The organism is Kovacikia sp. CALU 1929 (genome assembly GCF_056784235.1).
The window spans coordinates 1-14,104 of record NZ_JBXBCF010000108.1 but is presented as its reverse complement, the minus strand read 5'-3'; the positions used below and the strand labels follow the sequence as shown (position 1 = coordinate 14,104).

14 protein-coding genes and 1 other RNA gene are annotated in these 14,104 nt (G+C 50.5%); 4 read left to right on the top strand and 11 right to left on the bottom strand.

Annotated elements, in window-relative coordinates; genetic code table 11:
* Positions 1-43: 43 nt before the first annotated feature.
* From AC1S52_RS30025 to ffs, 8 genes are all read right to left on the bottom strand, one after another.
* A complete protein-coding gene (locus AC1S52_RS30025; protein ID WP_482032722.1) occupies positions 44-547 on the bottom strand; it encodes a GNAT family N-acetyltransferase in 504 nt (167 codons plus the stop codon).
* 26 nt (positions 548-573) lie between these two features.
* The gene (locus tag AC1S52_RS30020; protein WP_482032721.1) at positions 574-816 is read right to left on the bottom strand and encodes a hypothetical protein; all 243 of its coding nucleotides are present in this window, start codon (positions 814-816) and stop codon (positions 574-576) included.
* A gap of 83 nt (positions 817-899) precedes the next feature.
* On the bottom strand, positions 900-2,276 hold the full coding sequence (locus tag AC1S52_RS30015) for an AmpG family muropeptide MFS transporter (protein ID WP_482032720.1): 1,377 nt from the start codon (positions 2,274-2,276) through the stop codon (positions 900-902).
* A gap of 95 nt (positions 2,277-2,371) precedes the next feature.
* A complete protein-coding gene (lexA, locus tag AC1S52_RS30010; RefSeq protein ID WP_482032719.1) occupies positions 2,372-2,992 on the bottom strand; it encodes a transcriptional repressor LexA in 621 nt (206 codons plus the stop codon).
* Between the two features lie 232 nt (positions 2,993-3,224).
* Positions 3,225-4,145 (bottom strand): ornithine carbamoyltransferase, encoded by a 921-nt coding sequence (gene argF / locus AC1S52_RS30005; protein ID WP_482032718.1) that lies wholly within the window; start codon positions 4,143-4,145, stop codon positions 3,225-3,227.
* Positions 4,146-4,326: 181 nt separating this feature from the next.
* Entirely contained in the window at positions 4,327-4,755 is a 429-nt protein-coding gene (locus AC1S52_RS30000) for a hypothetical protein (RefSeq protein WP_482032717.1), read from the bottom strand.
* 362 nt (positions 4,756-5,117) lie between these two features.
* Entirely contained in the window at positions 5,118-5,489 is a 372-nt protein-coding gene (locus AC1S52_RS29995) for a phasin family protein (RefSeq protein ID WP_482032716.1), read from the bottom strand.
* A gap of 219 nt (positions 5,490-5,708) precedes the next feature.
* An RNA gene (gene ffs, locus AC1S52_RS29990) (signal recognition particle sRNA small type) lies at positions 5,709-5,805 on the bottom strand.
* Between the two features lie 194 nt (positions 5,806-5,999).
* Between ffs and AC1S52_RS29985 the strand changes: the two genes are divergently transcribed.
* Positions 6,000-7,337, top strand: coding sequence for an ATP-dependent DNA helicase (locus AC1S52_RS29985; protein ID WP_482032715.1), 1,338 nt, complete (start codon positions 6,000-6,002; stop codon positions 7,335-7,337).
* Between the two features lie 32 nt (positions 7,338-7,369).
* Here AC1S52_RS29985 and AC1S52_RS29980 read toward each other — a convergent pair whose 3' ends face one another.
* Complete coding sequence (locus AC1S52_RS29980; RefSeq protein ID WP_482032714.1) at positions 7,370-7,636, bottom strand: YciI family protein; 267 nt, start codon at positions 7,634-7,636, stop codon at positions 7,370-7,372.
* Positions 7,637-7,794: 158 nt separating this feature from the next.
* On the opposite strand from AC1S52_RS29980, the gene AC1S52_RS29975 reads away from it, so the two are divergent.
* Both AC1S52_RS29975 and AC1S52_RS29970 read left to right on the top strand, forming a co-directional pair.
* The gene (locus AC1S52_RS29975) at positions 7,795-8,382 is read left to right on the top strand and encodes a 2'-5' RNA ligase family protein (RefSeq protein ID WP_482032713.1); all 588 of its coding nucleotides are present in this window, start codon (positions 7,795-7,797) and stop codon (positions 8,380-8,382) included.
* A gap of 203 nt (positions 8,383-8,585) precedes the next feature.
* Entirely contained in the window at positions 8,586-9,641 is a 1,056-nt protein-coding gene (locus AC1S52_RS29970; protein ID WP_482032712.1) for an ABC transporter permease, read from the top strand.
* A 21-nt stretch (positions 9,642-9,662) separates the two neighbouring features.
* Here the strand turns inward: AC1S52_RS29970 and AC1S52_RS29965 are convergent, their stop codons facing one another.
* Complete coding sequence (locus tag AC1S52_RS29965; RefSeq protein ID WP_482032711.1) at positions 9,663-9,812, bottom strand: hypothetical protein; 150 nt, start codon at positions 9,810-9,812, stop codon at positions 9,663-9,665.
* 68 nt (positions 9,813-9,880) lie between these two features.
* On the opposite strand from AC1S52_RS29965, the gene AC1S52_RS29960 reads away from it, so the two are divergent.
* Complete coding sequence (locus tag AC1S52_RS29960) at positions 9,881-10,849, top strand: ABC transporter permease (RefSeq protein ID WP_482032710.1); 969 nt, start codon at positions 9,881-9,883, stop codon at positions 10,847-10,849.
* Positions 10,850-10,964: 115 nt separating this feature from the next.
* On the opposite strand, the gene AC1S52_RS29955 is transcribed toward AC1S52_RS29960, so the two are convergent.
* Positions 10,965-13,400, bottom strand: a complete 2,436-nt coding sequence (locus AC1S52_RS29955) for a ligase-associated DNA damage response DEXH box helicase (RefSeq protein ID WP_482032709.1) — start codon at positions 13,398-13,400, stop codon at positions 10,965-10,967.
* Positions 13,401-14,104 lie beyond the last annotated feature (704 nt).

Here is a 14,104-nt window from a genome sequence, read left to right as displayed (position 1 = left end):
TCGACGTAAGCTTCCGACCTTCTGCCTTTCCCTTTCGACTCTCTCACGTCAATCCCCCCGACTTTAATGGTTTAACCATCCACAACGACTGGGGCTGGAAACCCAGGCTGTAGTATAAGTTGAGGGCAGGCTGATTCGATTGAAAGACCTGAAGTCCAATTTGACGATCGCCCTTTAGCGTTGCCCACTTTTCAGCCTGACGCATCAGGGCAGTTCCCAACCCTCGGCGGCGGTGATCGGGAGTGACGTAAAGTAAAAAAATATGGGTGTGGCGATCGCCCCGGAGTTGGTCAACGGCAGTTCCCATCCAGAGACCAGCGATCGGCTGTCGCCGAGCAGATGGAAGTAGTGGTTCTCTATCTGTAACTTCAACCCACCACAGGGGGGTCTCTTGGGAAAGATATTGGTCAACGGTCTGAGCCAGGTGCGAATAATCTTGCCCTGACTCGATTTCTTTATAGGTCTGCCGCATAAACTTCAGCAGCAGAGGACGATCCAGGCTGGAGCCTAAATAAAGCCGATAACCCTGAGGCAACACGTCAGGCATTCTGGCTCCTGTTTCCTATCTATACCCTACAGCCGCTCCGTCAAGGCAATCTCATCCGGTAAGCCTTTGATCAGAGTCGAAAGGGAAGGGGGTAGATCGGCGACTGAGTCTAACTTGGGAACGGTTGCCCTTGGAGGAGTAGACTCCTCCACCGGAGCCGGAGCCGCCATGTCCGATGGCAGAAAAATGCGGGAACTCACCGCAACTAACGCCACCAAAAACACAAGCACAATTAAAAAGGGAGCCACATACTGCCGGAAGAAAACCATAGGTACAGCCGCAAAAACTTTATTAAAGAAAGATAGAGTTTCCTGAGATTTCACTCAAGATTTGTGACGTTTCTTCTTTTATCCTATCGTGTGTCAGTGTCGTTCTCATCGGTGATAGGGGAATTTGTATGCGGTGCATTCCAGGGGGCAAAGAAAGGTAGCAGGACAAGCCCCGGTATGGCAGCCGCCAGGGTAATTAGAAAGAAAAGTGCCCATCCAGGCTCGGCGGCTCCTGCCAACGCCGTCATTCCCTGGAGCGGGGGGCCAGACTGAGTTAGACGTTGGGCAAGTTCACCGCTGGCAGGACCTGCCAGAAAGTCTCTTCCCACTGCCATCAAGCTGGACAGGAGGGCAAATTGGGTTGCCGAAAAGCGAGGATTGCATAGACTGATGAGAAAGCCCAAAAAGCCAGCGGTACCCAGTCCCCCACAGAAGTTTTCGACATTGACGGCAAGCACCAGGGCAGTAAAGTTTTTGCCTATCACTGCCAGGGCAAAGTAGCCCAGGTTGCTGACTGCCTGCAAGCCTCCGAATACCCAAAGGGAACGGTTAATGCCGAGCTGACTGAGAAATGCTCCACCTGCCAGGGTCCCAACGATGGTGGCAATCAAGCCCATTCCCTGCCGAATGTTACCAATATCAGCATCGGCAAAGCCCAGTCCTTTGCCGCCCAGGAAGGGAACTGCCATCTTGGCAACCATGGCATCACCCAGCTTAAACACAATGATGAAAACCAGGGTAAAGACGGCTTGCCGCCATCTCTGACGACGAAAGAATTCCAGAAACGGGTGAACAACTGCCTGTTCTAAGGTTTCGGGTGGGCGGGCATTACGGGATGGTTCGGGTGCCCGAAAGGAAGTGATGAGACCAACCAGCATCAATAGCGCCATCAAGCCATAGACCCAGTGCCAGGTAATGCGATCTGCCAGGTTAAAGGCAATCCACCCGGTGAGTAGCAGCGCAACTCGGTAGCCCAGAATAGTCAGGGATGCACCTGCCCCTACTTCCCGTTCTTCCAGGGCATCCGCACGATAAGCATCGATCGCAATGTCCTGGGTTGCACTTAAAAAAGCCAGTCCCAGGGCGGTGAGGGCCAGCAGTTGCAGGCTCAACGTTCGCTGCTGTCCCTCCTGATTAACAATGAGTGCCATCTGGAGGGCGATGGCCAGAATTGCCCCAATTAGCCCCACCTGTGCCACCGCCATCCAGCCCCGTCTGCGTCCCAAAACGGGCGGAATAAATCGATCCAGAAAAGGCGACCACAGAAACTTTAGGGAATAGGGCAGGCTGACCAGACTAAACCAGCCGATTGTGCTGAGATCCAGTTGAGCACGGGTCATCCAGGCGCGAAAGGAGTCATCCGTCAAAGCAAAGGGTAAACCAGAGGAAAAACCCAGCAGCAGAATGGCTACCATTTTCTGGCTTTGAAAAACACGCAGCAGAGATTGAAATTCTTTCACAGTTCAGGCAATGGCTAACGGACAGGTGGTTTAGACACGACATTCAGCCATCATGCCACAGCGAAGCCTGATTACCTGAGTGGGAAAATTCTCTGCTATGAAGCTCGTTTAAACCGCCAGACACCGACCAGTAATCCCTGAATCTCTACCTGACTGGCAGGTAATTCAATCACAGGGTAAGAATCCCGGTCAGGGTTGCCCGGTTCTAAGGTAACTTTGCTGCCCTTGCGGCTGTAGTACTTGAGTGTGGTTTGCCCATTCACATGAGCGGCAACAATGGTGCCCGGTTTGATTGATTTTGGATCGATTGCAGGCTCCATGATGACCACATCGCCATCATCGATTAGCGCATCAATCATGCTCAACCCTCTAACTCGCAGCGCGAAATAGCGAGGATTTAACAACAGGTTGGAAAAATCGAGATGTTCTACTTCTACATCCTGAAAGGTTTCCACCAGACCCGTTGCGGCGATCGCCCCTCGAATCGGCACCCCTGGAGAACCGGCATGCATTAGCCGAATGGTGCGGGCTTTACCCTCATTCCAGCTAATGTATCCTTTTGCCTTTAAATGTTCCAAGCGGCTTTGAACCGGCGCTGGAGACTTCAACCCCATTGCCCGCATCATTTGCCGAATAGACGGTGAGTGCTGATTTGCCTGAATATATTCTACAAGCCAGTCATATAGCTCTTGTTGGGCTTCAGTAAGAGGTTCCATAAATTTGAACAGAGAAAAGCAATACTTAGAACACGTGTACCATCATATTGCACGTCTGTCCAGCTTTTTGCAACCGAACAAAAATTAAATTTTGTGTATAAGGGAGGATAGGTGTTGGGTGTCAGGTGTTAGGTGTCAGGGAGTTTTGCTGACCACGTAACCACTAACCACTCAATTACCCGTAAACTCTCAACTCAAAACTCTCAACTTAAAACTCTTCACCCCTCTACCCCTACTCTGCCCCTAAAAGGCTCGCCAGCAAAGCTTTCTGAGCGTGCATTCGGTTTTCTGCCTGGTCCCACACGCGAGATTGGGGTCCTTCAATCACGCTGTCAGTAATCTCTTCTCCGCGATGGGCGGGCAGGCAGTGAAGGACGATCGCCTCGCTATCGGCATGTTCGAGCAGTGCCTCGTTCACCTGGTAGGGTTGAAAGATGGGAATCCGGCTTTCCGCTAAATCTTCCTGCCCCATGCTTGCCCACACGTCGGTATAAATCACATGGGTGCCTTTGGTTGCAGCAATGGGGTCAAGCGTGACAATCACTTCTGTACGACCGTCGGAGATCGCGGTTGCCTGGTCAACGATCGCTTCCAGTGGTTGATAGTTGGCAGGGGAAGCGACACGAACATTCACCCCTGCCATCGCGCAGCCCAACATCAGGGAATGGGCAACGTTATTGCCATCCCCCACGTAAGTTAGAGTCAACCCAGTCAGTGAGCCAAAGGATTCCTGCATCGTCTGCAAATCAGCCAGTACCTGACAGGGGTGCTCCAGGTCACTGAGGGCATTGATGATGGGAATGCTGGCATAGTCGGCAAAGGTTTCCAGGTCGCGCTGGTCAAAGGTACGAATTGCCAGAATATCAAGGTAACGGTCCAGGACACGGGCAGTATCGGCGATCGGTTCCCCTCGACTAACCTGCGTTACGCTGGGGTTGAGGTCAAGCACTTGCCCGCCTAGCTGATACATGGCGGCTGAGAAGCTGACGCGGGTGCGTGTCGATGCCTTGTAAAACAGCAATCCTAAGGTTTTCTGGCACTTCAAATGAACTGCGCCCGATTTCAACTGGGCTGCCAGATTTAGAACCTCTTGCAATTCGCCCACAGTCAAGTCAGCTAGACTGAGCAAGTCCCGCCCATTCAGTCCTCCCATGCTTCCCAATCCTTGATTTGTCTACTGTCCTAAAAACCCTATCAGATCTCTAACCGTTCGCCTAGTAGAGATTTGTCAGGGGTGGCTGACGGACAGAGAATTGGCATGGAATATTTTCCAAGCCCCCCGGAATCTCAAAGATTTCGGGGGGCATCAGATTGATTAGTTCAGTGTCAATCGTTCAGGCTTTATCCTCACCCTTCCATACAGATTCCCAATCTGGGCATTTTTCGCTTTCCCAACCGTAGGGGTGCATTCCGCAGACCAGCATGGTGCCACCGTAGGACTGACCATGATAGTGGCGACACCCAACACAGGCAGGATGGTCGTTTAGAAATGGTTCAACGGTGTGAATGACGGGTTGAGTCGTTTCCTCTACCGAGATTTCAAATCCCAGGTATGCCTCCAGGATGGGATCGAAGAATTCGTTGAGGTGGGGTTCAATTTCCGTTTCAAACGCAATTTGCATCTGTTCGACAGCTTCTTCAGAGGTTGCCACAAACGAATCCACCATTTCACCAACATCTTTGGCGATCTCGGTCAAAAACTGTTCGACCTCTTTAACCATAGCTTCCATCATCTCGAAGAAATTAAATGACCAATCTTCCATACATCTCCCCAAAAGCCAATTGACTAACCTGGTAAAAGGGATATTGACACCGTCTTTCTCCGACGAACTAACTGATAGAAGCTATTTCACGGTCAGCAAAAGTCGGTCTTTAAGTAAAACAGAAATTAACTCTTTGAATTTGTTGCATCCTTCGTATGGGGTCGTTCTGATCTAGGTAAAACATTTGAGCAACGATTTGTCATGCTTGAACGAGCAGAACTAAAATCCCCTAACCAAAAATTCCTGGCAATCGTGCGATCGCATATCACTATATGAGAGTTCAATGACTGGAACATCTTTGGCATCCATAGGGGGATCACCTGACTCTAGTTCAAATTGTATCTGCTCCCAAAACTCTCGTGTCAGGGATTATCTTTCCTCAACCGTCTAAGTTCTTCCTGCAAGTCCATGACCTGCCGTCGCATCTCCTCTGTCTGACTCGGGGGGGAAGAATCGGGTTCTTCATCATCTGTAACAATTTCGATTCGCCGAGGCTCTGCTGGTCTTTCAGGAGCCGCCGGTTCAGCCGCAGACTGTTGCGCTTTATTAACCATGTCATCGACAAATTTACGGGCTTCGTCGGCAGTCATTTCCCCCCGCTCAACCATTTCATCGGCTAGTTTCTGTACCTGAGATCTCAACTCAGTCAGTTTTTCGCCTGCTTTCTCGCCTGCATAGGATGCAAAACCGATGCCAAGATAGACCGCTTTTTGAACCAGATCTCCCAAACCCATAGTTGCCCAGGCTCCTCAGAACATATTGAATAAATCCAGCATAGGAAGAAAGCTGGCAAAGTGTCCCTAAACTTTACGGGTAAAAACCGTACCTGAAGGTCTTAATTAATGATCAAATTCTTATTATCGTGCCTGTTAGCAGTCCTTATTCTCGAGTCTCAATCAGTCTAATTGAGCGGCTATGAAGCGAAACCGACTCTGACCATCAAGCTCCGGCTAAAAGACCCGGATTCCACGCCTATCGCAAGCATCCCGTATTGCTGCTACCTTCCGGTCCTGACAAGATTTGGGCGTCGCGATCGCATGGGTCCGGATCTCCTAAAGCATAACATTATCTGTCAGCCATAGATCGGTCAGCCGTAGGGGTGTTAATTGCAAGGTTAGGTAGCCTTTGGGTCGGTTTCAGTGGCAGAATGGCTGTCAAAACCGTTTCAGGATTCACCATTACGGGTTGGGATTTCATTTCTAAGTCCAAATGGGCAAGGTCGAGCAGGCGCACCCTCTAGAACTGTGGATTCTTTTCAACTACCGCCACCTGATACGGAAACTCCCGGCACAATTCCTGAAATTCTGCCAGGGATTCCGCTGACCGACGAGCAGTGGTCTGCCCTGCAAGCATTGGAACAATTTATTCAGGGTGAGGAAAAGTTGTACCTGCTGACAGGATATGCCGGGACTGGCAAAACGACCTTGTTGCATGCGCTCGTTACCCGGATGCATCAGCAGAAAAATCGTCGCAAGATTGTCCTGACTGCTTTCAGCAATAAAGCCACTAAGGTTCTGAGCACAATGGCTCATCGCTGGGGGCTGGAACTGGACTGCATGACCTGTTGCAAACTGTTGGGTCTAAGACCCGTTGTAGATGAGCAGACGGGCAAACAGATATTCAGAATTGATACTGAGCAAGCCAGTCAGTTTGGGCGTTATAGCCTGATCATTGTGGATGAATGCTCGATGATTAATGAGGAAATGTGGGGGCTGTTAGTGTCGGCGGTTTCCAGTCTGTATGAGCGCACCCAGATTTTGTTTGTCGGAGATCCTGCCCAGCTTCCTCCGGTGGGCGAAACCGAATCCCCCTGTTTTCGCCAGATCTACCACCGGGCTGAACTGACCGAAGTGGTGCGGTATGGGGGGGCGATCGGGGTGCTGGCTGAAAACATTCGACGAAACCTCGATCGCCGATATCTGCCTCGATTCCAGAACGACACCAACCCCGATCAGACGGAAGGCATTTTTGTGCTGCGGCGGCAGCATTGGGAAAAGCTACTCATTCGGGCTTTTACCAGTCAGGCATATCAAAAAAATCCCGACCAGGTGAGGGCGTTAGCCTACACCAACCGGCGAGTGGATAGTCTAAATCGATTCATCCGGGAGGCAATCTTTAGCAAAGATGTCGATCGCTTTGTCCCAGGGGAACGTCTGGTTGCCAACAATCCCTGCCTGGAACGGGATATGATCCTGCTCCAAACTTCGGCTGAATGCGAAGTTTTAGACGTTTACGAAGGCAAGGAAGGATCCTGGTTTGTCTGGTATTTGGAGGTATTAACGGAGGAAGGTAATTCTCGTACTCTGCGCGTGCTGCATGAGCTGAGCCAACCAACCTTTCAACAACTACTCAAGGACTATGCGGAACAAAAGCGCTGGCAGGAGTTTTGGGAAATGAAGCAGAAGTTTCACGATGTCAATTATGCCTACAGCCTGACGGTACACAAAAGCCAGGGATCCACGTTTCAAGATGTATTTATCGATCTGCCCGATGTTTTGGTCAATCGGAACATTATTGAACGAAACCAGCTCTGCTATGTAGCGCTAACCCGTGCCGCAAAGCGTCTGTTTATTGTGCAATAGACCCGTTCAATCAATCGGTGCATTCTTAATGTCTATTCCACCACAATGCACCACTCGTAAAGCTTGTACTCGACACACCCATTTTGAACTAAAGGATCATGGGCTGCGATCGCCCGCGCCTCATCCATTGATGCCGCTTGAAACAGTAGCATTCCGCCGCCATAACTTCCCCAGTAGCCCGTCTTTGCCTGATGCCCCTTCTGGATCAGGTCTTTAACGTACTCCTGGTGCGCTGGAACATACTGGTCAAACGTTGCCTTATCGACAATTCCTTCTTCAATTTTGACAAACCAGGGCATCGGCAAAATTCAGTGATCGTAAAGTGCAGTTGAGTGTAATTAAGGGAAATGAGGGAGTCGGGTGAGTTAGGGCGGCAAGGGAGCCAAAGTGTATCTTAGAGGATGTTTGAAAAGTATCTTCTCACACCTGACCCCTACACACCCAACATCCCACTCCCTTGACTGACCCAACCCCCCTAAATTCCTCCAAACGCCGCTTTTTCATTGCCCTGCTACCGCCCCAAGCGGTGCAGGATCACGCGAACAGTATTCAGCAAATCTTTGCCGATCGCTACCACAGTCGAGCAGCTCTAAAATCTCCGCCCCACGTCACCCTACAACCCCCGTTTGACTGGTTAACAGCAGATCTGGCAACCCTGGCTGATACCCTCAGTGAATTTTCTGCGCACCAATCTCCTGTACCTATGACTCTTTCAGGATTTGGAGCATTTGTTCCCCGTGTCATTTTTATCAATGTGATCAAAACACCAGAACTACTGGAGTTGCAAACCTCACTTATGACGCACCTGGAAACTTTACTGGGCATTGCCGAGCCAGCCTCCAAGACCCGTCCTTTTGCTCCCCATTTAACCGTTGGCTTTCGGGATTTGACCAAGCCTAACTTTCGAGCCGCCTGGGCAGAGTTTCAACACCAGGAATTGCAGTTTGAGTTTACAGTTGCCCACCTGACCCTACTTATCCACGATGGCAAGCGGTGGAATGTTTGCCAGGAATTTCGGTTGGGGGGAGGGGGAGTTGAAAGTTGAGAGTTGAAAGTTTTCAAGGGAAGGGGAAAGGGGAAGTTGCCAGACCTCGGAGGTTTTGAAAAACCTCTGAGGTCTAAGCCTGAGATCCTCCTAGAATATGGAACAGCCTGAAGAAAGCTTTCTCCTACCCCTTTCTGATTGCCTGCCCCCTATCACCTCTCTAACAACTAACAACCAACAACCAACAACTCTTCCCCCTCCCCATGCTCTCCGCTAACCTGAGATCCAAACTCCAGACGCTCAAAGCGCTTCATCCTTTATCCTTCATCCTTTATCCTTCCATAGGTGCTCTCCTGGCACTGGCGATCGGAGGGTTCCTCATTCTGTTGACCGGGAAAAATCCTCTCCAGGCTTATCAAGTCATGGTTTTAGGGGCGTTTGGGGGAAGTCGTCAGATTACTGAAACCATTCTCAAAGCCACCCCCCTGCTGATCATTGGCTTGGGGTTAACAGTCTCCTTTCGATCGCGGGTCTGGAATATTGGAGCGGAGGGGCAGTATTACTGGGGGGCACTCCTTGGCAGTATCGTTGCCCTGAATTTGCCAGACCTTTCACCCTGGCTATTGATTCCGGCTATCCTGCTTGCCGGAGTAGTGGGGGGTGCCCTCTGGAGTGGGTTAGCAGGCTTATTGCACCTCCAGCGGGGCATGAACCTGATTATCGTCACCCTGATGTTGAACTACATCGCTATTTTGCTGGTGCAGTTTGCGATTCGGGTTCCCCTGCGCGACCCTGATGGGTTTCTACCCGAATCTGCCCAATTTGGCGATTTTGCTCAAATCCCGCGCCTGTTTGGCAGCCGTTTACACTGGGGAGTGCTGCTGGCTTTGGTGCTGGTTGTCGTTGTTTACATTCTGCTGTGGCGAACTCCCCTCGGCTTTCAACTGAGGGCGGTGGGTTCTCGCGCCAGCGTTGCTTGTTATGCCGGAATCAAAGTAAACCGCAGCATTCTAACAGCTTTGATGATGAGCGGGGGACTGGCAGGATTAGCCGGAATTATGGAAGTTAGCTATTCCTTTACCCGACTGAAAGGCAATATCTCGGATGGCTATGGCTTCACTGCAATTCTGGTGGCATTGTTGGGGCAACTTCATCCCGTTGGGGTTCTGATTGCAGCACTGCTGTTTTCTGCGCTCACGATTGGGGCGGGATCGCTGGAAATCAGCCTCCAAATTCCAGTAGCGGTTGCCCAGGTAATTCAGGCATTAGTGGTGTTGTTTGTGCTGGCGGGGGACGCGATCGCCCGCCGCAGTGAATAAAAGCTAATTGGAGAAGAGGCATCAACGACTTCGGCATTTAGGCTCTGACAGGAACGTTGCTTGGAGTGCCAGATTTCGTTCACTAATCCAATCGTAGGTCATCGCAATTCCCTCTTCAATACAGTAAGTACTGGTGTGGAATGTTTTATCATGCCCATCTTCAGAACTCATAGACTGAATTCTACTTTGGTTCCCAATCTTCTTCCTGTTCAGCCAAGTATGCCTGTAAGATAGTGCCCATGCCGTGGGATCAAATTCTGAGTTGGACATTTCTAATTGCCCTGTTTGCTGCCGGGATTCGGTTAGCGGTTCCGGTGTTACTGGCAATTTTGGGTGAAATTATTACTGAACGGGCAGGCATTCTGAACCTGGGACTGGAAGGGGTGATGCTGGTGGGGGGACTGGCAGGTTTTGCCGTTGCCTATGGAGTGGAGTATGGGTTAGGGCTACCAATGGTGGGTGCCTGGGCAGGGTTGGTAGCGGGGATGCTTGGCGGCGCACTGATGGGGCTGATCATGGCGGTGCTGACCGTCAGTTTCAAAGCCGATCAGGTAGTTACCGGAGTTACCCTGGTGCTGTTTGGGCAGGGGTTAACTAGCTATCTTTACCGCCAGCAGTTTGGTTCAACGACGGCACGGGTCACGGGCTTGCCGGATGATCCACTGCCCTTACTTTCGCAAATCCCAGTCTTGGGGGAAGTCTTGTTTACCCACAATGCAATGGTTTACATCAGCATCTTGCTGGTGCCCCTCTGCTGGTTTTTCCTGTTTCGCACGACCTGGGGACTTCAAATCCGGGCGGTTGGAGAGAACCCAGCCGCCGCCGATACATCAGGCATTAATGTGGCGCTGACTCGCTATGCAGCCATTTTAATCGGAGCGGCATTGGCTGGCTTAGGCGGAGCCGTGTTGACCGTTGTGCAACTTCACCTGTTTCGGGAAGGAGTCACCGCAGGACGAGGATGGATCGCGGTGGCACTGGTTTTCTTTTCCCGCTGGCATCCTGCCCGGGCACTGTGGGGGGCGTTGCTGTTTGGTGTTGCCGATGCCTTGCAGTACCGCATTCAGGCGTTTGGGGCTAAGGAAATTCCCTATGAGTTTCTGCTGATGTTACCTTACGTGCTGACCCTGCTAGTCCTGCTCCGCAAGACCAAACGGGGAGAAGCTCCAGCAGCACTGGGACTGCCTTACTTTAAGGGCAGACGGTAGCAGGCGATCGCCCACTCTGGACATCTATCTGGCTAAGGACCTCCCAGCTTGACCATCTCTGCAAGGGGTTGACTCCCCCAGACTGGGAGCGTTATTTCTGTGTGCTTTTTTTGGATTAGCTTTTGTTATTCCATTGTTGTTTCATTCGCTCGATCCGCTCCAGCAAGCTTTCATTGGACATGCGCGAGTTTAGCCGCTCGACCAGGAGCGGAAAGGCAAAGGGGGAAGGTCGTTTGGTTTCTTTCCAGACCAGAGTTAGTTGCTGGATGCGATCGAGGGTTTTGGCTAGACGATGCACTTCTAATTGCTCATCTAAAGCTGCCGTTTCTGCCTGCTTTAGCAACAGGTTTTCGGGTTCATATTTGGAAAACACTTCGTAGATGAGAGAAGAACTGACCTGGAGCTGACTTGCCGTTTTTTTGGCAGAGGGGTAGCCCTTAAACACCAGTCCCGCAACTTGGGCAATACCACGAAACTTGCGGCTGGTTAATTCTGAGAGATTGAGACTGGCTTTGAGGTCTGCGTGAAGGCGATCGCTATCAAAAAATCGCTCTGAAAACAGTTCCTTAAATGGGTAATCTTTGGGGGCAAGGATTTCAAATCCGTAGTCGTTCACGGAAATGGTGAAGGTTGTACTTTTTTGGTTGGCAAAACGGTATCCCCACAGGAATCCCAAACCCTCATGAACAAACCGCCCCTCAAATGGAAATACATATAAATGCTGTCCCTCACGGGTTTTACACACCTCAATCAATAGTTCATCAGTTGCCGGAAGTTGAGAAATTCGCTTTTGAGCAGACAGGATGGGCAGAACACAGCTCAACTCCTGGTTTAACCCTGAAGGGGCACGGCTTGCCTCAATTTCGCTCCGCAAGTGGCTACTGAGGGAGTCTGAAATTGCCAGGTTGCCCCCTGCCCAAGTTGGCGTTACCGTGGATTTTTTGTGTGCTGCCTTCACGTAAACTACCATGTCCTTCATCATGAAGAACTCCAGTTGTTTCCCGGCAAAAAAGAACACGTCTCCTTTCTTTAACTTGGAAACAAAACTTTCTTCAACCGTGCCAATCTTGCTCTGGCTCTTGAGATAGCGGATTTGAACCGCCTGATTTGAGGTAATGGTGCCAATGCCCATCCGGTGCATCCGGGCAATCTGGGCATCCGAAACTCGATAAAGCCCGTTTTCTAAAACAGCTTTCTTGTAGCGCGGGTAGGAACTCAAGCACTGACCGCCCTGAGTAATAAATTCCAAAATCCAGGCAAATTCTGCATCGGTCAGGTTTGCATAGGAAACGGTTGCTCTCACATTTTTCAGGGTTTCCTCTGCCCTGAAGCCATCCCCACAGGCAAGCGTAATCAGATGTTGAATCAGGACATCGTAGGGCTTGTTCAGTGGTCGTCGGACTTCCACATCGCCTGCTGCCAAACCATTTCTCACCCCAGAAATTTCCAGCAGTTCCAGGGCATGGGTGGGTAGAAAGAACACCTCTGAGGTGCCCTCCGGTACATGCGCCGATCGCCCCGCCCGCTGCAATAACCGCGCCAGGTTTTTGGCACTGCCAATCTGCACCACCCGCTCAACGGGCTGAAAATCAACCCCTAAATCTAAGGAGGAGGTACAAACCACCCATTTAATTGCACCGGATTTAAGTCCTGCTTCAATCGCTTCCCGTTCCTTAACATCGATTGAACTGTGATGCAAAGCAATGCGATCGAGATGCTCTGGCATCACAAACGACAACGCTTGAAACCATCGCTCTGACTGGAAGCGGGTGTTCGTAAAAATCAGGGTTGATTTCTCCATATCCAGCGCGTTCACCAGATCTCCCAGCATGTGCAAACCGAGATGCCCTGCCCAGGGAAAGGTATCTACCGACTCCGGCAGAATGCTTTTAATCACGGTTTTCCGCTTCAGGTTCGTCTTGATGATCACCGGATCCGCGCCCAGCCCTACTGCCACCTGAGCCGCTTCCCGGACATTTCCCAGCGTGGCAGACACTGCCCAGGTTTGCAGGTTGGGACAGATGCCACGCAGGTGAGACAAACACAGTTCCGTCTGGGTACCCCGTTTGGAACTCATTAACTCATGCCACTCATCCAAAATGACTCCGCGCAGGGATCTAAACAATCCCCGCGCCCCAGAATATGCCAGCATCACGGCAAGGGACTCTGGAGTCGTGATCAAAATTTCTGGCATGTTTTTGAGCTGGCGAGTTTTGCGGGCTGAAGTCGTGTCGCCCGTCCGGGACTCTACCCGCAGGTTCCAACCCATTTCTAAAATGGGACGCTGAATCGACTGCTCAATATCCCTGGAAAGTGCCCGTAGGGGAGTGATGTAGAGAAGTTGTAGACCCTGGGCGGGAGTTTGTAGCAGATCGGCGATCGGACCCATGACAGCGGCATAGGTCTTGCCCGACCCCGTCGGCACCTGGATTATGCCGCTCTTACCCGCCAGGTATGCCTGCCAGGTTTCCAGTTGAAACGATAGAGGCTGCCAACCCTGGTTTTCAAACCAGGTTAGAACAGGCTCCAGAATAGGCTCCAAAACAGGCATTTTGCCTTTGTCTCAGGTTGCGAATGGTCTAATTCTAAACTCCCTGTTACAGGTTCGGGTGCCTTGCTACTAAATGTAGATAGACAGGGGGATGCCAAAGAAAATTTGAGAACTCAATCAATTGTGACGCTGTTCCGTGTAGCCGTACTGGTAAGCGCAATGACAGGGTCTCATGGGGAAAAAATCCGGGTAATCCTCGATTTTTAAAGATATACGGAAAGCGTCCTGATAATCCTCTTGCCGAAGGTTTTATCAGGAAAAAATTCAATGATTTAATAGCTATACAGCTTGAGTTAATGGCATAGCAGTTTTGCCAGATTTTCTGCTGGCATCGTAACACGAGTTGACACTTCTAATTAGGATTTAGCGAGTATTGCTTGATTCTGGCAATTAACATAAAATAGTCGCATACTACAAATGTAGTATGCGAACGATTGCCTTTAGTTGGATGGTCAAGATAAATATTATGAAGATTGAGCGTAAGACTTATAGAGATGGAAACCTATATCCTGAAGTATTCAACTACTTAAAGGAACTTCCTGACACAATTCTTTTTCATTCTCAATACACAGAACCAGAAGTGTTGAATCCAGATATAAAACTTCATATTTCAGTGGACACTTCAATGGACAAGTGCCTCTGGGAGGAAATCATAGCTCCAGTGGACGATGGAGCAACGACGACTGAATTCTAATTGTAAATAG